Annotated in this window: 19 protein-coding genes; 6 read left to right on the forward strand and 13 right to left on the reverse strand. The window is 66.5% G+C overall.

Going from position 1 to position 21,533, the window contains the following annotated elements; translation table 11 throughout:
• Nucleotides 1-62: 62 nt before the first annotated feature.
• A complete protein-coding gene (locus HOP53_RS07810; protein ID WP_234269494.1) occupies nucleotides 63-1,991 on the reverse strand; it encodes a sigma 54-interacting transcriptional regulator in 1,929 nt (642 codons plus the stop codon).
• Between the two features lie 289 nt (nucleotides 1,992-2,280).
• On the opposite strand from HOP53_RS07810, the gene HOP53_RS07815 reads away from it, so the two are divergent.
• The 4 genes from HOP53_RS07815 to cynS are packed head-to-tail and all read left to right on the forward strand — an operon-like array spanning nucleotide 2,281 to nucleotide 5,917.
• Nucleotides 2,281-3,672, forward strand: coding sequence for a CmpA/NrtA family ABC transporter substrate-binding protein (locus tag HOP53_RS07815; RefSeq protein ID WP_234269495.1), 1,392 nt, complete (start codon nucleotides 2,281-2,283; stop codon nucleotides 3,670-3,672).
• A 1-nt stretch (nucleotide 3,673) separates the two neighbouring features.
• Entirely contained in the window at nucleotides 3,674-4,531 is an 858-nt protein-coding gene (gene ntrB / locus HOP53_RS07820) for a nitrate ABC transporter permease (RefSeq protein WP_234269496.1), read from the forward strand.
• 5 nt (nucleotides 4,532-4,536) lie between these two features.
• Nucleotides 4,537-5,484: an ABC transporter ATP-binding protein gene (locus tag HOP53_RS07825; protein WP_234269497.1), complete on the forward strand. Its 948-nt coding sequence runs from the start codon at nucleotides 4,537-4,539 to the stop codon at nucleotides 5,482-5,484.
• Nucleotides 5,477-5,917: a cyanase gene (gene cynS, locus HOP53_RS07830; protein ID WP_234269498.1), complete on the forward strand. Its 441-nt coding sequence runs from the start codon at nucleotides 5,477-5,479 to the stop codon at nucleotides 5,915-5,917. The genes HOP53_RS07825 and cynS overlap by 8 nt, the downstream gene beginning before the upstream one ends.
• Before the next feature lie 40 nt (nucleotides 5,918-5,957).
• Here cynS and HOP53_RS07835 read toward each other — a convergent pair whose 3' ends face one another.
• Together HOP53_RS07835 and HOP53_RS07840 are read right to left on the reverse strand one after the other, a co-directional pair.
• Nucleotides 5,958-6,950, reverse strand: coding sequence for a lipid A deacylase LpxR family protein (locus HOP53_RS07835; protein WP_234269499.1), 993 nt, complete (start codon nucleotides 6,948-6,950; stop codon nucleotides 5,958-5,960).
• A 101-nt stretch (nucleotides 6,951-7,051) separates the two neighbouring features.
• The gene (locus tag HOP53_RS07840; RefSeq protein WP_234269500.1) at nucleotides 7,052-7,891 is read right to left on the reverse strand and encodes a fructosamine kinase family protein; all 840 of its coding nucleotides are present in this window, start codon (nucleotides 7,889-7,891) and stop codon (nucleotides 7,052-7,054) included.
• A gap of 125 nt (nucleotides 7,892-8,016) precedes the next feature.
• Between HOP53_RS07840 and HOP53_RS07845 the strand changes: the two genes are divergently transcribed.
• On the forward strand, nucleotides 8,017-10,851 hold the full coding sequence (locus HOP53_RS07845; protein ID WP_234269501.1) for an AMP-binding protein: 2,835 nt from the start codon (nucleotides 8,017-8,019) through the stop codon (nucleotides 10,849-10,851).
• A gap of 68 nt (nucleotides 10,852-10,919) precedes the next feature.
• Here HOP53_RS07845 and HOP53_RS07850 read toward each other — a convergent pair whose 3' ends face one another.
• Nucleotides 10,920-11,426 carry a fasciclin domain-containing protein gene (locus HOP53_RS07850; protein ID WP_234269502.1) on the reverse strand — a complete coding sequence of 169 codons (507 nt, stop codon included), beginning with the start codon at nucleotides 11,424-11,426 and terminating at the stop codon, nucleotides 10,920-10,922.
• Nucleotides 11,427-11,627: 201 nt separating this feature from the next.
• Between HOP53_RS07850 and HOP53_RS07855 the strand changes: the two genes are divergently transcribed.
• The gene (locus tag HOP53_RS07855; protein ID WP_234269503.1) at nucleotides 11,628-11,939 is read left to right on the forward strand and encodes a YqfO family protein; all 312 of its coding nucleotides are present in this window, start codon (nucleotides 11,628-11,630) and stop codon (nucleotides 11,937-11,939) included.
• 23 nt (nucleotides 11,940-11,962) lie between these two features.
• Here HOP53_RS07855 and xylB read toward each other — a convergent pair whose 3' ends face one another.
• From xylB to HOP53_RS07900, 9 genes are all read right to left on the reverse strand, one after another.
• On the reverse strand, nucleotides 11,963-13,450 hold the full coding sequence (xylB, locus tag HOP53_RS07860) for a xylulokinase (protein ID WP_234269504.1): 1,488 nt from the start codon (nucleotides 13,448-13,450) through the stop codon (nucleotides 11,963-11,965).
• Between the two features lie 11 nt (nucleotides 13,451-13,461).
• Nucleotides 13,462-14,937, reverse strand: coding sequence for a mannitol dehydrogenase family protein (locus HOP53_RS07865; protein ID WP_234269505.1), 1,476 nt, complete (start codon nucleotides 14,935-14,937; stop codon nucleotides 13,462-13,464).
• A 66-nt stretch (nucleotides 14,938-15,003) separates the two neighbouring features.
• Entirely contained in the window at nucleotides 15,004-15,627 is a 624-nt protein-coding gene (locus HOP53_RS07870; RefSeq protein ID WP_234269506.1) for a nucleoside triphosphate hydrolase, read from the reverse strand.
• Between the two features lie 4 nt (nucleotides 15,628-15,631).
• Nucleotides 15,632-16,414 carry an L-iditol 2-dehydrogenase gene (locus tag HOP53_RS07875; RefSeq protein WP_234238343.1) on the reverse strand — a complete coding sequence of 261 codons (783 nt, stop codon included), beginning with the start codon at nucleotides 16,412-16,414 and terminating at the stop codon, nucleotides 15,632-15,634.
• On the reverse strand, nucleotides 16,411-17,130 hold the full coding sequence (locus HOP53_RS07880) for an HAD family hydrolase (protein ID WP_234269507.1): 720 nt from the start codon (nucleotides 17,128-17,130) through the stop codon (nucleotides 16,411-16,413). The genes HOP53_RS07875 and HOP53_RS07880 overlap by 4 nt, the downstream gene beginning before the upstream one ends.
• 11 nt (nucleotides 17,131-17,141) lie before the next feature.
• On the reverse strand, nucleotides 17,142-18,284 hold the full coding sequence (locus tag HOP53_RS07885; RefSeq protein WP_234238344.1) for an ABC transporter ATP-binding protein: 1,143 nt from the start codon (nucleotides 18,282-18,284) through the stop codon (nucleotides 17,142-17,144).
• 12 nt (nucleotides 18,285-18,296) lie between these two features.
• Nucleotides 18,297-19,202, reverse strand: coding sequence for a carbohydrate ABC transporter permease (locus HOP53_RS07890; RefSeq protein WP_422666859.1), 906 nt, complete (start codon nucleotides 19,200-19,202; stop codon nucleotides 18,297-18,299).
• A gap of 15 nt (nucleotides 19,203-19,217) precedes the next feature.
• Complete coding sequence (locus HOP53_RS07895; RefSeq protein ID WP_086511130.1) at nucleotides 19,218-20,108, reverse strand: carbohydrate ABC transporter permease; 891 nt, start codon at nucleotides 20,106-20,108, stop codon at nucleotides 19,218-19,220.
• Between the two features lie 68 nt (nucleotides 20,109-20,176).
• Nucleotides 20,177-21,481 carry an ABC transporter substrate-binding protein gene (locus tag HOP53_RS07900; protein ID WP_234269508.1) on the reverse strand — a complete coding sequence of 435 codons (1,305 nt, stop codon included), beginning with the start codon at nucleotides 21,479-21,481 and terminating at the stop codon, nucleotides 20,177-20,179.
• Between the last annotated feature and the right edge of the window lie 52 nt (nucleotides 21,482-21,533).

Raw genomic sequence — 21,533 nt, forward strand, 5'->3', positions numbered from 1 at the left:
CCGGCGCCGTCACCCTCGGCGCGCCGCTCAGGCTTCCAGTATAGGCCTAGCGGCGCTCCCGGCTAGATACGATGGCCCCGCGGCTCGGCTTGATAATCCCGCGGTTCGATACGCCAGGCCTTGAGCCGCGAGCGCAGCGTGGTCGGCGGCAGGCCCAGTAGCTCTGCCGCACCGCCCGGCCCCGAGACCTTGCCGCCGCAGGCGCGCAGAGCGGCTACCGCATTGGCTCGCAGCTGCCGTGCCATCTCCTGCTCGGTCTGCGGCTCCCGTACCTCCGCTGCCCCCACCCGCCCGAGCGGCGCCGTCAAACTCGGCAGCGCCAGGGCGTCGGCGCTCGTTGACGACAGCAGCTCCTCGAAGGCGAGGTCACGACGCTGGGCGACGATGACCTGTCGCTCGATCACGTTCTCGAGTTCGCGGATGTTGCCCGGCCAGGGGTAGCGTTTGAGCGCTTCCATCTGCGCCGGCGGAATGCGCATGCCGGGCTTGTTGAACTTCTGACAGGCGCGCCGCAGGAAGTGGTTGGCCAGCAGCGGCACGTCGCCGATTCGCTCGCGCAGGGGCACCGAGGTGATGGGGAAGACGTTGAGCCGGAAGTAGAGATCCTCACGAAACTGGCCGGCGGCGATCATCTCACCCAGCTCGCGGTTGGTCGCGGCAATCACGCGCACGTTTACCTCCCGGGTGCGGTCGTCGCCGACGCGCTCGAACTGCTGATCCTGCAGCACCCGCAGCAGCTTGCTCTGCAGCTCCAGCGGTATCTCCCCCACTTCGTCGAGGAACAGGGTTCCACCGTCGGCCAGCTCGAAGCGTCCCGGGCGATCGCTCACCGCACCGGTGAAGGCGCCCTTCACATGACCGAAGAACTCGCTTTCGAACAGGTCGCGGGGAATCGCCGCACAGTTGACGCGAATCAGCGGCCGGTCGCTGCGACCGCTGCCGGCGTGGATCGCCCGGGCGATCAGCTCCTTGCCGGTGCCCGACTCGCCTGTGATCAGCACGTTGGCGTCGGTGGGCGCCACCAGCGCGATCTGCCGCACCAGGTGGGCCACCGCCGGGCTCTCGCCGACGATCTCGCGATGGTTGATCTCGGCGGTGATCTCCTCCTGCAAATACTGATTCTCCAGCTCCAGGCGCTGTCTGAGCGACTCCACCTCGGCCAGGGCATCGCGCAGCTGCTGCTCGGCCCGCTTGCGCTCGCGAATGTCACGAAACAGCACCACGGCGCCCACCAGCCGTCCGGTCTCGAAGATCGGCGTGCTGGTGTACTCCACCGGGATCGCCTCGCCGTTCTTGTGCCAGAACACCTCGTTGTCGACCCGATGCACCTGGCCGTCGCTGAAGGAGGCGTGGATCGGACACTGCTGCACCGGGAAGTGGCTGCCGTCGGCATGGGTATGGTGGAACATCTGGTGGGCGTCATGGCCGACCATGTCTTCGCTGCTCCAGCCCAGGATGCGCTCGGCGGCCGGGTTGACGAAGGTGGTGCGGCCTTCGGCATCGAGCCCGTAGATGCCCTCCCCGGCGGCCCCCAGTATCAGCTGGTTCTGCCGCTCGATGCGCTCGAACACCTGCTCGACCCGCTCCCAGCCCACATGACCACGGCGGTGGCGCCGCCAAAGCTCGGCCCGCGCCCGGCGCTGCTCGGCCTTGTCGAGTTCGATCACGCCGAACATCAGGCAATGCTCGTCCAGCGCCTGCCCGTACACCTCCACCCGCCGCGGAGCGCGCTGCACGTCGAACAGCAGCAGGTCGTCGGACCAGGCCGGCGAGCGCTGCAGGGTCTCGTCGCTGAACGCCACCCACGTCGGCAGCGAAGGCCCCAGGCAGTGGCTGAAAGGCCGCGAAGCCAGCCGCTCGAAGCCGGCCCCCAGCAGACGGCACGCTTCGGCGTTGGCGGCCAGCAGCCGGTCGGCCCGGGGATCGACCAGCAGCATGGCAATGGGGGCATGATCGAAGGCAAAGCGCTCCGATACCTGGGGCAGAGACATGACGGAACTCCAGCAGGAAGCCTGCCTTGGTCCATACAAGCGGCGTACCAATGACGACATTTCGTCGAGAAAGCAACGAGATATCGTCGATGACGAAAAATCGTCACGCCCGGCACTCTCTTTTCCCCCGCCCCTAGGTCCGCGCAAGGCCTTGTTATTGAAAGGGTAAATCCAGGGTGGCGGCAGGTGGCACAGCAATCGCTAGGTAAACGGAGAGTGCCGGCACGCCTTGTCCCCATGCACCAGGCGAGTGCAGGCAATCGATCACTGCGTTCTCGAGGGGAACCACATGAACAACGATCACAACAGTCTGGGAAACCCGTTCGATCATCGTCAGTCGCTGGTCCATGGCCGCCACTGCGGCTGCGGCGAATGCTCAGTCAGCCGCAATGACACTAGTGACGCCAGCGACGCCCCACGTGACAGCGAAGCGATGATGGATCGCGTCGTGGAGAGCGCTCTGGTACGCGGCATCTTCGGCCACAGCGACATGCATCGCCGCCAGTTCATGAAGCTGGTCGGCGGCGGTACCGTGGCGGCAGCGCTGTCTACCATTCTGCCGCTGGGCGCGATCAAGGCCGCCGCCCAGGAGAGCCTGGGGCCGCTGGAGAAGAGCCAACTGGATATCGGCTTCATTCCCATCACCTGCGCCACGCCGATCATCATGGCCCACCCCATGGGCTTCTACGAACGCTACGGACTCGACGTGAACGTGATCAAGGCCGCGGGCTGGGCGCTGATCCGCGACAATTCGCTCAACGACCGCTTCGACGCCGCCCACATGTTGACGCCGATGCCGCTGGCCATGACCCTTGGCGCCGGCTCCAGTTCGCGGCACTTCGTTGCGCCGGCCATCGAGAACGTCAACGGCCAGGCGATCGTGCTGCACAACGACCATCAGGACAAGCGCGACCCCGAGCAGTGGCGCGGCTTTACCTTCGGCGTGCCCTTCGAATACTCGATGCACAACTTCCTGCTGCGCTACTACGTGGCCGAGCACGGTCTCGATCCGGATCGGGACATTCAGATTCGCGTCATTCCGCCGCCCGAGATGGTCGCCAACCTGCGCGCCGGCAATATCGACGGTTTCCTCTCTCCCGACCCGTTCAACCAGCGCGCGGTCTATGAGCGGATCGGATTCATCCATCTGCTGACCAAGGAGATCTGGGACGGCCACCCGTGCTGCGCCTTTGCCACCAGTGCGCGCTTCGCCCGCGAGAATCCCAACACCTATGGCGCCCTGCTGCGCGCCATCGTCGATGCCACCCAGTACTCCTCCGACCCGGTCAACCGTGCCGAGATCGCCGAGGCCATCGCCCCCGCCGCCTATCTCAACCAGCCGGTGACGGTGATCGAACAGGTGCTGACCGGGCGCTTCGCCGACGGCCTGGGCAACGTGCAGAACGTGCCCGACCGCATCGACTTCGATCCCTTCCCCTGGCACTCGATGGCGATATGGATCCTCACCCAGATGAAACGCTGGGGCTACATCAACGGCGACATCGATTACCAGCAGATCGCCCGCGACGTCTATCTCGCCACCGATGCCCGCGAGGTGATGCGCGAACTGGGCTACGACGCCCCGGAAGAGAACGCCCGCCAGTTCGAGATCATGGGCAAGACCTTCGACTACACCGAGCCCGAGGCCTACGTCGAGAGCTTCGCGCTGAGGAGGAGCTGACATGGACCGCACCACCACCGAATGGAAACTGAGCCTGAACACCCGTGCCACGCTGCTGGCCGTGCTGCTGCTGATCGTGGGCCTGGGGCTGTGGGAGGGCCTCGACCGCGCCCCCGTGCTGGGCGGCGGCGAGGAGCTCAGCGAGTACGAGCTGCTGATGGGAGGCGCCGACGAGACGGCTCGGGTACCGCCGCCCTCGGCGATTCTCGAACGCGCCTGGGTCGAGCTCTCCAACCCCTTCTACGACGCCGGCCCCAACGACAAGGGCATCGGCATTCAGCTCGGCTATTCGCTCTATCGGGTGCTCACCGGCTATCTGATGGCGGCAGTGATCGCCATTCCCGTGGGCTTTCTGATCGGCATGTCGCCGCTGATGTACCGCGCGCTCAACCCCTATATCCAGGTGCTGCGGCCGATCTCGCCGCTGGCCTGGATGCCGCTGGCCCTGTTCATCATTCGCGACGCCGAGGCCTCGGCCATCTTCGTGATCTTCATCTGCTCGATCTGGCCGATGCTGCTCAACACTGCCTTCGGCGTGGCGGGCGTGCGCCGCGACTGGGTCAACGTGGCCCGTACCCACGAGCTGTCGCCGCTGAAGACGGCCTTCAAGGTCATCCTGCCGGCCGCGGCCCCCACCATCCTCACCGGCATGCGCATCTCCATCGGCATTGCCTGGCTGGTGATCGTGGCCGCCGAAATGCTCGTGGGTGGCACCGGCATCGGTTACTTCGTGTGGAACGAATGGAACAACCTCGACCTGACCAGCGTGATCTTCGCGATTCTGGTGATCGGCGTGGTGGGCATGCTGCTCGACCTCGCGCTCTCCTCCGTCGCCCGGCTGGTCACCTATCAGGAGTAAGCGCCATGAGTCATGCCTTCGTGGAAGTTCAACAGGCCGCCAAGCGCTTTCCCGGCAGCAAGGGCAGCGCGGATCTCACGGTCTTCGAGAACGTCAGCTTCCAGCTGCAGAAGGGCGAGTTCGTCTGCATCATCGGCCACTCCGGCTGCGGCAAGTCGACCATCATGAACGCCCTGGCCGGGCTCGACAGCGTGAGCGACGGCGCCATGATCATGGATGGCCGCGAGATCGACGGCCCCAGCCTCGAGCGCGGCGTGGTGTTCCAGAACTACAGCCTGCTGCCGTGGCTCACGGCACTGGAGAACGTGCGTTTCGGCGTGCGTGCCCGCTGGCCCGAGTGGAAGGAGAGCCAGGTCACCGAACACAGCCTGCACTACCTGGAGATGGTCGGGCTCAAGGAGGTGATCACGCGCAAGCCGGCCCAGCTCTCGGGCGGCATGCGCCAGCGGGTCAGCATCGCCCGGGCCTTCGCCACCAAGCCTGAGCTGCTGCTGCTCGACGAGCCCTTCGGTGCGCTGGACGCCCTGACCCGCGGCGTGATCCAGGACGAGCTGCTCAAGATCTGGAGCCAGGATCGTCAGACGGTGTTCATGATCACCCACGACGTGGATGAGGCAATCCTGCTGGCCGATCGCATCTTCCTGATGACCAACGGTCCCGAGGCGCGAATCGCCGAGGCGGTTGAGATCGATCTGCCGCGGCCGCGCTCCCGCGGCGAGATCGTCAAGCATCCGCACTTCTACACCCTGCGCAATTACCTGGTCGACTTCCTGGTCAATCGCGCCAGCGACCTGCGCACGCTCCCCCAGGATTCACGCGGCCTGCACTATCCACGGCCGGTCAACCCCGTCGCCGAGGCAAGCGCCCCGGCCACGTACCACAAGGCCGATGCGCCGGCATCCGCCTCACCCAAGCTGGTCAACCTCAGCGCCAAGGAGAAACATCATGGATAAGCTCGAAATGCGCCACACCCTGCTCGCCGCCAAGGCCCGCAAGAAGCTGAGCTGGGACGATATCGGCAGTGCCATCGGCATGTCGCCGGTGTGGACCGCCTCGGCCTGCTACGGCATGAACAGCGCCAGCCGGGAGGTAGCCCACAAGCTGTGCGATGTGCTCGAGGTCGACACCGAGGTCGCTGACGCCCTTACGGCTTTCCCCACCAAGGCCTGGGATGAAGCGATTCCGCAGGACCCCTTCATCTATCGCCTCTACGAGGTGGTGGGGGTCTACGGCGAGACCCTCAAGGACGTGGTCCAGGAGAAGTTCGGCGACGGCATCATGAGCGCCATCGACTTCACCATGGAAATGGACAAGATCGAGGACCCCAAGGGGGACCGCGTACTGCTTACCCTGAACGGCAAGTTCCTGCCCTACAAGGCCTGGTAAGCGGGATCACGCTGGCCGCCCAGGCGGCCAGCGTCTCCCCTCACAGCCGATAGCTCAGCGACAGCGCGCCATGCACGGTGCTGTTCTGCTGCTCCTCGAACTCCTTGCTGCGCCACACGTGGGCCAGACTCACCTCCCAGCGCTCCCAGGTCAGCGCCACACCGACAACGGCGTCGCCGACCCACTCGCGACGATCGACCGAATGACTGTCGCGCACGGTATTGCCGTCCAGCAGCAGGTTGTGCGCCACGTAGCGCCCCTGCAGCGCGGCGAAGAGATTCCAGCCGCTGCCCGGCGAGGTGGCGACCTGTCGATAGCCGCCGCGCTCGATGCTCAGGGAGGGCCAGCCCATGCTGGCATCCAGCCCACGGCCGAGCCGCAGGCCGTAGCCCCCGCCGGCCTGAACCAACAGGTTGCCGAGAGACGCCGACGCACCGGGACCGTGCTGCATCTCCAGCCACCCCAGCGAATGGCTTTGCCACCAGTGGCGACGATAGCCCAGGTTGAGGATGGGCTCGTTGCCCAACTGGTGAGACCAGCCGCGAGGACGCTGGCTATTGGTGAAACGGTGTACCTCGCGCTGAACGCTGTCGGCTGCGGTGACGGGGCCGACCACGCCGAGGTCGAGCTGGAATGCCTCTTCTCGGTGCCAGGCACCGCTCAGCGGCTCGCGTCCGTACAGCGCCAGGCCGCCCAGGATCAGACCGGCGTAGGGGCGGTCCTCCTCGATCAGATCGCGGCGCTCCACCTCCACCGGCGTGTACATGCGATAGCTCAGGTGATAACTGATGGCATCCACCGAGCCGAGCCATACGCCGGGCAAGCCATGGGTGATGCGCTGGCTCCAGTGCTGCGGCGAGACCGCCTGGGTCCAGTGCAGCTCTACCCCGGAGGTGTAATGGTCGTCGTCGCTGCTGACCATGCCGTCGTTGTCCACCTGTAGCGTCACGACGCCCGAGCTGGCAAACGCCGGCGTGGCCAGCAAGCAGCCAACGGCGATACTGCGCATGAAACCGCCAATGCCGCGATTCATAGTGTTCTCTTCCTTGAGCACAATAACATACACAAGTGTATGTACTATTCACTGCTCTCGGCAAGGTGATTCAAACGTACCCTTGAATGAAACGATCCTCACTAGCCGGATTCGACCGCAGCTACCGCGCGCTCCACACCGCCCCGATAGCCGCCGCCGAACAGCAGCAGATGATTGAGCAGCGGATAGAGCTGGAACAGGGCCTCACGGCGCGGCCAGTCGCCCGGCTCATCACCGCCCCAGTAGGCCTCGAAGAAGGCATCACAGGGCGAGCCGAACAGCGTCAGCATGGCCAGGTCTACCTCGGGATAGTGGCGATACACCGCAGGATCAATGATCGCCGGCCCCTGGGGCGTGTGCAGCACGTTGCCGGACCAGAGGTCACCGTGCAGCAGGCTCGCCGGCGCATCGGGAAGCCAGCTCTCCAGCGCTAGCGCCACGGCTTCGATACGGCGGCGCAAGGAGGCGTCGAGCAGCCCGCGGGCGTGGCAGGCCTGGGCCAGCGGCAGCAGGCGACGCTCGCGCTGGAAGGCTCGCCCATCGGCCATGGGCGCATTGGGCTGGGGCGTACGGCCACAGGCGTTGTCGCGAGGCCAGCCGTGCTCGCTCACGGTATGCGCATGCAATTGGCGCAGCCCCTCGCCCAGCGCGGCGGAAGAGCGTGGCGAACGCGACCCAGTGGGCAGTGCCTCCATCACCAGCCAGCCGTCGCCCAGCGCCAGCACCTCGGGCACCCTTAGCGAACTCCCCGCCTCGCGCAGCGCCCGCAGCCCGTCCACCTCACCGGCCAGGCGCTGCGCATCGTCCTGCTTGGCCACCACCGCTCCCTGGTCCGTTTCCAGCCAGTAGACGGCCGCCATGTCGCCGCCGCCAAGCGGACGTAGCGCCCCCCGGGGCGAGAGACCTCGTGCTTCCAGCAACAGCGCAAGTTTTCGATCCATTGCCCCCTCTCCTTCACCGCCTGATCTGGACAACCGCTCAGAACCACTACAGTAGATGACTACAGTAAGGGAGAAACCATGCCATGCCGGAGTCCATTGCCCAAGGGCACCCACAGAGGTGACGTATGGTGAAGCACGACGACAGCCATGACATGGCAGACAGAAAGATCGAGCGGCGCTTGCTGTCGCTGCTCGAAGCGCTGGTCAAGGAGATCCGGCCCGACCGCAGCGACAATGTGCGGGTCTCGCTGGAATCGCGCCTGGATCGAGACCTGGGCCTGGACAGCCTAGCCCGCTCCGAGCTGCTGCTGCGTATCGAGCAGGAGTTCGGTATCCGCCTGCCCGAGTCGGCACTGCTGGCCGAGACCCCCAGCACCTTGTTACAGCTGCTGCGCTCTTCCACGGCGGATTCGTCATGCCGGGTCGCGGCGGAGTCCGTATCGACGAAACGTAAAGCAGCCAATGCCGATGAAGCCGAGCCAGGCGGCGAACCGAGCGACGCGGAAACCCTCAATGCCGCCATGGATTGGCACTTGCAGCGCCATCCGGATCGCACTCACCTCTATGTCTACGGCGATGGGGATGAGCCGCAAGTTCTCAGCTATGGTGAACTGAACCGGGAGGCGCAAGCCATCGCCACCGCACTGGCGGCGCGCGGCATCCGTCATGGCGACCGCATCGCGCTGATGCTGCCGACCTCACCCGACTACTTCTTCGCCTTCCTCGGCATACTGCGTGCAGGCGCCGTTCCGGTTCCCATCTACCCTCCGGCCCGCCCCTCCCAGCTCGAGGAACACCTTCGGCGCCACGGGCGCATCCTGAGCAATGCCGGCGCGGAGATGCTGATCACCGTCGATGAGGCACGCAAGGTGGCGCATCTGCTGCATGCCGAGGCACCGCACCTGCGCCATGTCATCACCTTGGCGGAGCTCGACGCACCCTCTGCATCGGTCGCTCCCCGCGCCCCCAGCGCCTCGAGCCTGGCGCTGCTGCAATACACCTCGGGCAGCACCGGCGACCCCAAGGGGGTGCAGCTCACTCACGCCCAGCTGCTGGCCAACATCCGCGCCATGGGCGAACGGCTGGAAGCCGCGCCGGACGATGTCTTCGTCAGTTGGCTGCCGCTTTACCACGACATGGGTCTTATCGCAGCCTGGCTGGCCAGCCTCTACTACGGCATTCCGCTGGTGGTGATGTCGCCGCTGGCCTTTCTGTCGCACCCGCTGCGCTGGCTGGAGCTGATCGACCGTCATCGCGGCACCATCTCCGGCGCCCCCAACTTCGGCTACGAGCTGTGTCTGCGGGCCATTACCCCGGAGCGGGTCCAGGCCCTAGACCTGAGCCGCTGGCGGGTCGCCTTCAACGGCGCCGAGCCGGTCAGTGCCACTACCATGGAGCAGTTCGCCGAACGGCTGGCGCCCTGCGGCCTGAGGCAGGAAGCGTTGATGCCGGTCTATGGCCTGGCCGAGGCGGCGGTTGGCCTCTGCGTGGCCCGGCCGGGCCGCGGCCTGGTGATCGACCGGATCAACCGTGAGCGCTTCGCCTCCAGCGGCGAGGCACGCCCCGAAAGCGACCCGGCGGCAGCACAGCCCTTCGTCAACTGCGGTCCGCCGCTGCCCGGCTATGCCCTGCGCATCGTCGACGCCGAGGGACATGAGCTCACCGAGCGCCAGGAGGGCGATCTCGAGTTCCGCGGCCCCTCCGCCACTAGCGGCTACTTCGACAATCCCGAGGAGAGCGAGAAGCTGTACCACGACGGTTGGCTACGCACCGGCGACCGCGGCTACCTGGCCAATGGCGATCTCTATATCAGCGGGCGACGCAAGGACATGCTGGTACGCGGCGGGCGCAACCTCTACCCCTACGACATCGAGACCGCGGTAGGCCGGCTGGAAGGCGTGCGCCGAGGCTGCGTGGCGGTGTTCGGCGACCCCGACCCGACGACCGGCAGCGAGTCGCTGGTGGTGGTGGCGGAAACCCGAATCGACGACCCGGCCAAGCGCCAAGAGCTGTGCCGTGTCATAGCCGACACGGTGGTGGATGTGGTCAACGTACCGGCCGACGATATTCGCCTGGTGCCGCCCCACAGTGTGCTCAAGACCTCCAGCGGCAAGATCCGGCGCGCCGCGACCCGCGACGTCTATCGCCTGGGCCGCCTGGGCGAAAAGCCGCTTCCGGTATGGCGTCAGGTGATCAAGCTGACGCTGCGTGCGTGGGCCGGACGCGCACGCCAGGGGCTATCGGCGGCGGGCTACTGGACCTACTACCTCTACGCTTGGTCACTGTTTGGAGTCGGTTTCACGCTGTTTGCCCTGGCAGGCCTCCCGCTGCCGCGGCTCGCCTGGCGCTGGCGCGTCGCTCATTACGTCTGCCGGGCCATGGCTCGGCTGGCCGGCATCCGTGTCGAGGTAGATGGCCTCGAGCACCTCCCGCGCGAGCGCCCCGGCGTGATAGTGGCCAATCATGCCAGCTACCTGGATGCGCTGATTCTCACCGCGGCCCTGCCCTGCAGCGTGCGCTACCTGGCAAAGGAGGAGCTGGAGAGCCGCACGACAACCCGACTGCCACTGACTCGCATGGGGGCGCTGTTCGTCGAGCGCTTCGACCCGCGCCAGGCGGAACAGGACATGCATCAAGCCGAACGAGCAGTGGCCAACGGCGACATTCTCGCCATCTTCCCGGAAGGCACCTTCACCGCCGAGCCCGGACTCGGCGACTTCCACACAGGCGCCTTTCTCACCGCAGCGCATGCGGGCGTGCCGGTGATCCCGGTCGCCATCACCGGCTCGCGGCAGCTGCTGCGAGGCAAGGAGTGGCGACCCCATCCGGGCAAGGTGACGGTGCAGGTCAGTGCCGCTCTCGAGCCCCAGGGAAGCGACTGGGACGCGGCGCTGAAACTGAAACACGCCGCCTACGAGGTCATACTGCGCCATGCTGGCGAAGGACGCCGACGTCCGTGAACGACTGCCGAATACAAAAAAGCCACCCCGCAGGGTGGCAAGCTGGACACAGCAAGGGCTGGCTGTGATCACTCAGGCAGCAGCACGCTGTCGATGACGTGAATGACGCCGTTGCTTGCCTCGATATCGGCTTGAATCACGGTGGCGTCATTGATCATTACCGTGCCGTTGGCGGTGGTAATGGTGATGTCCTGGCCCTGAACGGTGGTTGCGCTGTCCAGACTCATGGCCTCTTCGGCCATGACTTTCCCCGCCACCACATGGTAGGTCAGCACGGCTTGCAGCTGCTCGATGTTCTCGGGCTCCAGCAGGCTCTCTACGGTGCCCTCGGGCAGCGCGGCAAAGGCCTCATCGGTGGGAGCAAACACGGTGAAGGGGCCCTCGCCCTTGAGGGTTTCCACCAGCCCGGCGGCTTCCAGCGCGGCGGCCAGGGTCTCGAACTGCCCCGCCGCCACGGCGGTGTCCACGATGTCCTGCTTGTCTCCATGACTGCCGGCCTGGACGGCACCCGCCAGCATGAGGCCAACCAAACCTGCTCCCACCCACTTCGTGGCTACCACATGAATCGGTTTCATCGGGTCATTTCCTCAGTGTGTACGTATAGGGCGGTGCGTCATGAACGAGCCCAACCCTATACAGACAATAGTTTCTGTACAGTTATTGGACAAGTATTTTTTTTCACTGCGCCTCTGTGACAGCCAAGGGGCTGACGCTGCCTGCCAGCTGTGGCAAAAAGAAGGAACGGAAGCCACCAAAATCGTGACAGGGAGACGCTGATGTACAAGCTTGCCTTCTTCGTACCTCTGGAGGACGCCGAGGCCGTCAAGGAAGCCGTATTCGTCACCGGCGCCGGGCGCATCGGCGACTACGAGGCGTGCTGTTTCGAGACCCGCGGCACCGGTCAGTTTCGTCCGCTGGACGGCGCCAGCCCGCATATCGGTCAGGTAGGTGACCTGGAAAAGGTCGAGGAGGTAAAAGTGGAGATGGTGTGCGAGGACGCGCTCATCCACGATGCCGTCGCGGCCCTGCGTGCCGCGCACCCCTACGAGGAACCGGCCTTCGACGTGTGGAGACTGGAGACCTTCTAGGCAGCGTGAACCGAGCCCGGATCTCAGTCCACCGGTACGCCATGATGTTGGGCCAGCGCCTCGCGATAGCGGGCGTAGACCGTCTCGTAAGCCCATACACTGGCCGCCTTCGGCTCGGCCAGCGAGGCGTCGTCGAGGTGCACCAGGCGCTCGCACAGTTCACCCAGTGAGAGATCGTGCCGATCACACCAGGCCGCCTGCAGCGCCGCACCCAGCGCCGCGGCATCGGTCACCTGAGGACAGATCACCGGGGTTGCGGTCACGTCGGCCATCATCTGTCGCCACACCGGGCTTTTCGCTCCGCCGCCGATCAGGCGGATCTGGCTGGCGCCGGCGGCCAGCGGGCCTAGCAGCTCGAGGCCATAGCGCAGGCCGAAGGTGGCGCTCTCCACCACCGCCCGGCACAGGTTGGCCTGGGTCAGATTGCGGCTGTCGAGCCCCAGGAAGCTGGCCGTGGCGTGCGGCAGCGCCGGTACCCGCTCGCCGTTGAAGAACGGCAGCACCGTCACCCCCTCGGCGCCGATCGGCGCCGCGGCCAGGCGCTCGCCGAAGGCGGCCAGGTCGAGGTCAAACAGCTCGCGCACCAGGGTGCTGGCGGAGGTCACGTTCATGGTGCAGACCAACGGCAGCCAGCCGCCGTGGCTGGCGCAGAAGTTGGCTACCATGTCGCTCTCGGCGCGCACCGGGTCGGGCGAATAGGCGCACACCGTGCCCGAGGTGCCGAGGCTCAGGGTGACGATGCCGGGGGCGATATTGCCGGTACCGATGGCGCCGAGCATATTGTCGCCGCCACCGCTCGCCACCAGCACGCCCTCGCCCAGCCCCAGCCCACGGGCCACCTCCGGACGCAGCGTGCCGGCGGGCTCGCGGGAATCGATCAGCCGCGGCAGTACGTGCTCCGGATCGAGCTCCGGGGCGATCTCAGCGAAGACGTCATGGCGCCAGCGGCGGGTGCGGGTATCGAAGTAGCCGGTGCCCGAGGCGTCGCCCGCCTCCGTCACCTTGTCACCGGTGAGCCAGAAGTTGAGGTAGTCGTGGGGCAGCAGCACGCTGTCGATACGGCGGTAGGCACATGGATTGGTATCGCGCAGCCAGGCGATCTTGGAGGCGGTATAGCCGGTCTGCAGCACCAGGCCAAGCCGCTCGAGGCAGCCTGCCGTGCCTCCCAGGCGCGCCACCAGGGCGGCATTGTGCGCCGCCGTCTCGGTATCGCACCACAGCTTGGCGGGATGCACCGGCAGCCCCTCGGCGTCGAGCGCCACCATGCCGTGCTGCTGGCCGGAAACGCCGATGGCGCGTATTGCATGGCGCTCGATGCCGGCCCGAGTCACGGCCTCGTCGAAGGCGCCGCGAAAGGCTTCGATCCACTCCTGGGGCTGCTGCTCTCGGCGACCGTTGTCACCCTCGATCAGGCGATGGGCGCGGCTCGCCTCGCCGAGGATCGCCTCGCCCTCGACGTCGACCACCACCACCTTGGTGCTCTGGGTGCCGCAATCCACCCCGATGTACATGCCACCACTCCTCACTCCCCGACCAGCGTTTCAAGCGTAGCGCGTGCGCCGCGTTCGTGCAGGCTCGCCAGCGTCGTGAGGTAGGCCTGGCGAAAGCGCTCATGCTCGGCCAGGTCGCCGAACAGCTCGCGGTTCTCGATGAAGGCAGCGGGCCGCGTGCGGTTCTCGGCGGCCAGGGCAGCCAGTTCGTGCCTGAGGCGGTCGATCACGGTGATGGGCTCGCCCTGCTCATCCAGGCCCTCGGCGTAGCGCGCCCAGCTTGCGACTACCGCCGCGCTGCGGTGGATCTCGCCCCCCTTTGCCAGCTGCTCGCGAATCACCGGCACCAGCCACTTGGGAATACGATCGGAGCTCTCGGCACACAGCCGCGCCAGGGTGTCCTTGATCTCAGGGTTGGCGAAGCGCTCGATCAGGGTCAGGCGGTAATGCTCGAGGTCCACTCCGGGCACCGGGGCCAGGGTCGGGCTGCCCTCGTGGCGCATGTAGCCGAGCAGGAAGTCGACGAACAGCGGGTCGCGGCACACCTCGTGGGCATAGCGGTAACCGGCGAGAGTGCCGAAGTAACACAGCGCCTGATGGCTGGCATTGAGCAGGCGCAGTTTCATCAGCTCATAAGGCTCCACGTCCTCCACCACCTGCACGCCGACCCGCTCGAACGCCGGCCGGCCGCAGATGAAATGATCCTCCAATACCCATTGGGTAAAGGGCTCGCACACCACCGGCCAGGCATCCTCGACGCCGAACTCGCCGGCGAGCTCCTCGATGTCGACCGCCTGGGTCACCGGCGTGATGCGGTCGACCATGGCATTGGGGAACGGCACCTCGGCTTCGATCCATTCGGCCAGCGCCGGGTCGCGGGCCCGGGCAAAGGCCACGAACATGCGCCGCGCGACTTCGCCGTTGCCCTGGATGTTGTCGCAGGACATCAGCGTGAACGGCGCCAGGCCTCGCGCACGACGGCGAGCCAGCGCCTCCACCACCAGACCGAAGGTGGTGCGCGGCGCTGCGGGAGAGTCGAGGTCATGGCGCACGTCGGAGTTGGCGAGATCGAACTCTCCGGTTACCGGATGGAAGTTGTAGCCGCCTTCGGTGACGGTCAGCGAAACGATGCGAATGGCGGGGTCGGCCATGCGCTCGACCACCACCTCGGGGTCGTCGGGGGCGTAGAGGTAGTCGAGCATGGCACCGATCGCCCGCGGCTCACGCTCGCCATTGGGGTGCTTCACCACCAGGGTGTAGAGATGATCCTGAGCGGCCAGCACCTCCTGCATGCGACGGTCGCCGGGCATCACGCCAACGCCGACGATGCCCCAGTCCAGCGCCTCGCCGCAGTTCATCAGCGCATCGAGATACATGGCCTGGTGAGCGCGATGAAAACCGCCGACGCCGATGTGCACGATACCCGGCGTCACCTTACGGCGGTCGTAGCGCGGCACGGCCACCCGCGAATCGAGCTGAGAGAGCGTGGCGTTGCTGAGAACAGGCATAGGGGCACTCCTTGCCGCAGGCGGCAATGAACGAAAAATGGATTGGCGGTCCGGATGAGTCGCGGGTCAGCGCCAGTAGAGGTTCGGTGCGACGGACTCGCGCTTGATCAGCCGGGCATTGAGCATGTCCTTGTTTCGCGCCTTGTCGATGGCACCCTCGTGGTCCTGGCCCATGCCCAGCCAGCGCTGGATCAGGCGCGCCTCGAGCACCTCGTCGGCCACCTCGAGCAGCAGCGTCATGTCGAACAGCGAGTGGAGTTCGCGCCAGGGGTCGCGGTCGAGCAGCAGGTAGTTGCCCTCGACGATGACGATGCGGTGTGTCGAGGCGATCAGCCGACCGCCGGCCCGAGCCAGATCCAGCGGGCGATCGAACACCGGCACCGCCACGCTCCGGTCGGCGCGGCGAATGCGCTCCAGATCGTGCCTGAGGCCGTCGGGGTCGAAGGTCTCCGGGGCGCCCTTGATCGGCAGCTGGCCCAGCGGTTCGAGAATGGCGTTGTCGAGGTGATAGCCATCCATCGGCACCACGGCGGCAATGCCCGCCTGACGCTCGTTGAGTTCGCGGCACAGCCACTCGGAGAGGAACGACTTGCCCGCCCCCGGCGGCCCGGCCAGGGCGACGATGAAGCGCTGCCGGTTCTCGGCAGCCTCCAATAAACGCACCGCCATATCGTGGATATTGGGATTCATTTTTTCAGCTCATCCAGTTGCCACCATCGACATTGATTGTCTGAGCGACCACATACTCACTATCGTCGCTGGCCAGAAATACCGCCGCGCCGGCGTGATCCTCCGGTTTGCCCATACGCCCATAGGGCACCGCCTCGCCGACCAGGCGCTTCTTCTCGCCCAGCGGGCGGCCCTCGTAGCGGGCGAACAGCGCGTCGACCTCGTCCCACATGGGCGTGTCGACCACGCCTGGCGCGATGCCGTTGACCCGAATGCCGTGCTTGATCAGGTCGAGGGCGCAGGACTGGGTGAGGCTGATCACCGCCGCCTTGGTGGCACAGTAGGTGCTCACCAGCGCCTCACCGCGACGCCCCGCCTGGGAGGCCATGTTGATGATCGCCCCGCCCTGGCCGCGGCTCACCATATGTTGCGCCACCGCCTGCAGGGTGAAGAACAGCCCCTTGGTATTGACGGCGAACTGGCGATCGAAGCTCGCCTCGCTCACCTCCAGTACCGGCGCCATATCGAACACCGCGGCGTTGTTGACCAGTATATCGATGGCACCGAGATGCTGGGTGACCGCCTGGACCACCGCCTGGATGGAGTCGCGGTCGCAGACATCCAGGCGCACGCCCATCACGCGCTCGGCGCCCAGCGGACGCAGGCCGGCCACCGCTTCCTCCACCGCCGTCACGTCGATATCGGCCACGGCGACCCGGGCCCCTTCGGCGAGATAGCGCTCGGCGATGGCCAGGCCGATGCCGCGTGCGCCGCCGGTGATCACCGCCACCTTATCCTGCAGTTTCATCTCGGGGTTTCCTCGTTGGTTTCATTCGTGGCCGCCTTTGCACCGGCACGTCGCCGTTCACGCCACAGCTGAATCAAGCTCTCAAGGCCATGCATGGCCGGCAGCACCCGCCACGCCCCGGCCTCCAGCAATCGTGCGACATGGCCCTCCTCGATGTGGCTGGCACCGGTGAAGCCGATCACTGTCATGCCGGCGGCGTGGGCCGCGGTGACCCCGGAAACGCTGTCTTCCACCACCAGACAATCGGCCGGCGCCCGCCCCATGCGGCGCGCCGCCAACAGGTAGAGGTCGGGCGCCGGCTTGGGCCGTTCGACCTCGTCGGCGGTGAACAGCGGCACCTCACCCAGCCGGGCATCGAGCCCCGTGACGGCCAGCGAAGCCAGCACCCGCCGACGCCGGCTGTTGGAGACGATGGCCAGCGGCAGCTCGATGCCGGCCAGCGTATCCGCCACGCCCTCGACGGCGCGTAGCTCCTTGGCCAGGCGTGCCTCGATGGCGCCGTCGATACGCTCCAGCGCGTCGGCGGGCAGGCGATGGGCGCTCTGCCGCTCCAATCGCTCGAGAATCGCCCCGGTGGTCATGCCCAGCGCCTGGCGCAGCGCGACACCCTCGGGAATGTCCGGCAGCAACTGGCCGAGCTGCTGCAACAGCGTCGCCTCGGCAATTACCTCGCTGTCCACCAGCACGCCGTCGCAGTCGAAGATCAGCGTTTCCATGCCTGTCCCGTTCATAGGCGACCCGCCGCGGCCGGGGCACGGTTGTCCTGGCGGTTGAGCCCGGCCAGGGGATGTCGGGCAAGGCTGGGTAGCGCCAATCCCTCGCCGTCGAACAGGTGCGCGCAGTCGCGCTCGAAGCCGAACCGCAGGCTGTCGCCGACCCGGCTGTCGACGTTGCCGTCGGCACTCACGGTGACCAGGGTGTCCTGCATGCGCACGTAGAGCGAGGTCACCCCGCCCAGGCGCTCGATCACCTCGATGCGCCCCGTGAGCGGGCCCTGCGGGTCGAGCTGCAGGTGCTCGGGGCGAATGCCCAGGGTCAGGGCATCATCGTCGAGCCCGCTGCCGTCCACCGGCACCGTGCAGGTATCGCCGCCGGGCAGGCGCACCTCGACGCCGGTAGCGGCGGCACTCACCCGCTCCACTTCCAGGAAGTTCATCTTCGGCGAGCCGATGAAACCGGCCACGAAGCGGTTGCGCGGGTGGTGGTAGAGCTCCATGGGCGAGCCCACCTGCTCGACCACGCCGCCCTGCAGCACGACGATCTTGTCGGCCATGGTCATGGCCTCGATCTGGTCGTGGGTGACGTAGATCATGGTGGCGTCGAGCTCCTCGTGCAGGCGCGCCAGCTCGATGCGCATCTGCACCCGCAGCGCCGCGTCGAGGTTGGAGAGCGGCTCGTCGAACAGGAAGATGCTGGGGTTGCGCACGATGGCGCGGCCGATGGCCACCCGCTGGCGCTGCCCGCCGGAGAGCGCCTTGGGCTTGCGTTCGAGCAGCGGCTCGAGCTGCAGGATAGATGCCGCCTCGCGCACCTTGCGCCGGCGCTCCTCCTTGGGCACCCCGGCGAGCTTCAGGCTGAAGCCCATGTTGTCCTCGACGGTCATGTGCGGGTAGAGCGCGTAGCTCTGGAACACCATCGCCAGGCCGCGCTCGGCGGGGCCGACCTCGTTCATGCGTACGCCGTCGATCAGGATGTCGCCGCTGGTGGCGCTCTCGAGACCGGCGATCATGCGCAAGAGAGTCGACTTGCCGCAGCCGGAGGGGCCGACGAAGACCACGAACTCGCGGTCGTTGACCTCCAGATCGACGCCCTTGATCACCTCGGTGTCGTCGAAGCGCTTGACGATGTCGTGCAGTTGTAGCGTTGCCATGGGGAAACCTCGTTACTTGACGGCGCCGAAGGTGAGGCCGCGGACCATCTGCTTCTGGGTCAGCCAACCGAAGATCAGGATCGGCGCAATGGCCATGGTCGAGGCGGCCGAGAGCTTGGCCCAGAACAGCCCCTCGGGGCTCGAGAACGATGCGATGTAGGCGGTGAGCGGAGCGGCGTTGGAGGAGGTCAGGTTGAGGCTCCAGAACGCCTCGTTCCAGCTCAGGATCACCGACAGCAGCCCGGTGGAGGCGATGCCGGGCAGGGTCAGCGGCAGCAGCAGGTAGACCACCTCCTGGAAGGTGCTCGCCCCGTCCATGCGCCCCGCCTCGAGAATGTCCCGCGGCAGGTCCTTGAAGAAGGTGTAGAGCATCCATACCACGATCGGCAGGTTCATCAGGGTGTAGACGATGATCAGCCCGGAGCGGGTGTCGAGCAGGCCCAGGTCGCGGAAGATCAGGTAGATCGGCACCAGTACCCCCACCGGCGGCAGCATCTTGGTGGAGAGCATCCACAGCAGCGTGGCCTTGGTGCGCCGGGTGGGCAGGAAGGCCATGGCATAGGCGGCGGGAATGGCGATCAGCAGCGCCAGCAGGGTCGAGCCGAAGGCCACCACCACGCTGTTCATGGCGAACTTGAAGTAGTCGGCCCGGGCCTGCACGGCGACGTAGCTCTCCAGTGTCGGGGTGAAGATCAGGCTGGGGTCGGCGATGGCCTCGGCCTCGGTCTTGAACCCGGTCAGCACCATCCACAGGATGGGGAAGAAGATGATCAGCGCAATGCCCCAGCCCAGCAGCGTGAGCCATACCCGCCGCATTCCGGCGCTTGGCATCAGCGGCGTATGGCGGGCCCGCGCTCCGCTGGACGTGGCGGCCAGATGGCCATCGGCCGGCAGCACCTTGGTCTTGAGTGTGGTCATGAGCGGCTCCTCGCCTCAGCTTTCCAGGTTCCTGGCCACCAGCCGGACCAGGAAGATGGCGACGATGTTGGCCAGGATGATGGCGACCACCCCGCCCGCGGAGGCCAGACCGACGTCGAAGTCGAGCAGCGCCTGCATGTAGATCAGGAAGGCCAGGTTGGTGGTGGCGAGCCCCGGGCCACCCGAGGTGGTGACGTAGATCTCGGCGAAGATCGTCAGCAGGAAGATCATCTGGATCATGATCACCACGCTGATGGCGCGCTTGAGATGCGGCAGGGTGATGTAGAAGAACACCGCGATGGGCCCTGCCCCGTCCATACGTGCCGCCTCGACCTGATCCTCGTCCAGCGACTGCATGGCGGTGAGCAGGATCAGCAGCGCGAACGGCAGCCACTGCCAGGCCACGATGATGATGATCGAGGTCATCGGCAACGCCGAGAACCAGTCCACCGCAGGCAGCCCGAACACCCCGGCGAGCCACGCCAGCACCCCGTTGCTCGGGTGCATCATCATGTTCTTCCACACCAGCGCACTGACCGTGGGCATGACGAAGAACGGCGAGATGGCCAGCACCCGGGCGATGCCGCGACCGGGAAACTCCTGCTGGAACAGCACCGCCAGCAGCACGCCGCCGACCACGGTGATGGTCAGTACCGAGCCCACCAGCACCAGGGTGTTGCCCATGGCGCGCCACAGCGCCGGATCGGTGAACAGGAACTCGTAGTTCTCGAGGCCGGCGAAGCCGACCATCTCCGGCATCAGCAGGTTGTAGCGCTGCAGCGAGAACCACACGGTCATGCCCAGCGGCACCAGCATCCACAGCAGCAGCAGCGTGACCGCAGGCGCCTGCAGCGACAGCGAGCGCAATCCGCCGACGGTACGCCCGGAGGCGCGTGTCTTGCTCATAGCTTCACCACGAAAGGTCGCGAGGTTGGCCGCCGGGCACTACCCCGACGGCAGACGAGTGGCGCGGCTCAGTAGCCGGCGCGCTGCATGGTACGCGCGGTGGCACGCTGGGCGTTCTGCAGCGCCTGCTCGACGTCGGTATCGCCGGTCAGCGCCGCGGCGATGGTCTGGCCCACCTGAGTACCGATCGACTGGAACTCGGGAATGCCGACGAACTGCACGCCGACATAGGGGCTCGGCTCCAGCGTCGAGTCGGTGGGATCGGCGCTGTTGATGGCATCGAGCACGAAGCCGGCGAAGGGTGCCTCACGCTGGTAGTTCTCGTTGGCGTAGGTGGACTCACGGGTACCCGGCGGCACGCTGGTCCAGCCCTGGGTCTCGCCGACCAGTTCGATGTACTCCTGCGAGGTGGCCCAGGTCAGGAAGGTCTGAGCGGCCTCCTGCTTCTCCGAAGAGGCGGGAATGGCCAGCGCCCAGGACCACAGCCAGTGCGCGCCCTTGGGCGTCTCGGCCACCGGCGCCGGGGCGAAGCCGAGGCGATCGGCAACCTGGGATTCTGCCGGGTTGTAGAGCTTGCCTGCCGCCGAGGTGGCGTCGACCCACATGGCGCAGTTGCCGCGGGAGAACAGCGCCAGGTTCTCGTTGAAACCGTTGGAGCTGGCTCCCGGCGGGCCGTAGTTGCCGAGCAGATCGACGTAGAAGCCGATGGCCTCCTGCCAGGCCGGCGAGTCGAGTTCGGGATTCCACTCCTCGTCGAACCAGCGCCCGCCGAAGGTATTCACCAGGGTGGAGACGAAGGCCATGTTCTCGCCCCAGCCCGGCTTGCCACGCAGGCAGATACCGGCCAGCTGATTGGCGGGGTCGTGGAGTTCGGCCGCCCATTCGCGCACCTCCTCCCAGCTCGGCTGCTCGGGCATCTCGATGCCGGCCTCCTCGAACAGGTCGGTGCGGTAGTAGAGCATCGAGCTCTCGGCGTAGAACGGCAGCGCATAAAGGGAGCCATTATGGGAGAGGCCGTCGCGCACCGGCTTGAGCAGGTCCTCCGCCTGATACGCCTCGGGCAGGTCGTCGAGAGCGACCAGCCAGCCGCGCTCGGCCCAGATCGGCGCCTCGTAGGTACCGATGGTCATGACGTCGAACTGGCCGCCGTCGGTGGCGATGTCGGTGGTCAGGCGCTGACGCAGCACGTTCTCCTCGAGCACCACCCAGTTGACCCGAATGCCGGGATGCGCCTCCTCGAAGGCACTGGTCAGGCTCTGCATGATCACCATGTCGTTGTTGTTGACCGTGGCCACGGTGATGGTCTCGGCCTGGGCGGCAGTAGCGAAGGCGGCTGCCAGGCCGGCCAGGGGAAAGGCGTAGGCGAACTTCATGTCGGGCTCCTGTGTGCTTGGCGTGCCCGCTGGGGGCATTGTTGTTGGGTGC

Source organism: Billgrantia ethanolica (assembly GCF_021404305.1).
Lineage (GTDB): Bacteria > Pseudomonadota > Gammaproteobacteria > Pseudomonadales > Halomonadaceae > Halomonas > Halomonas ethanolica.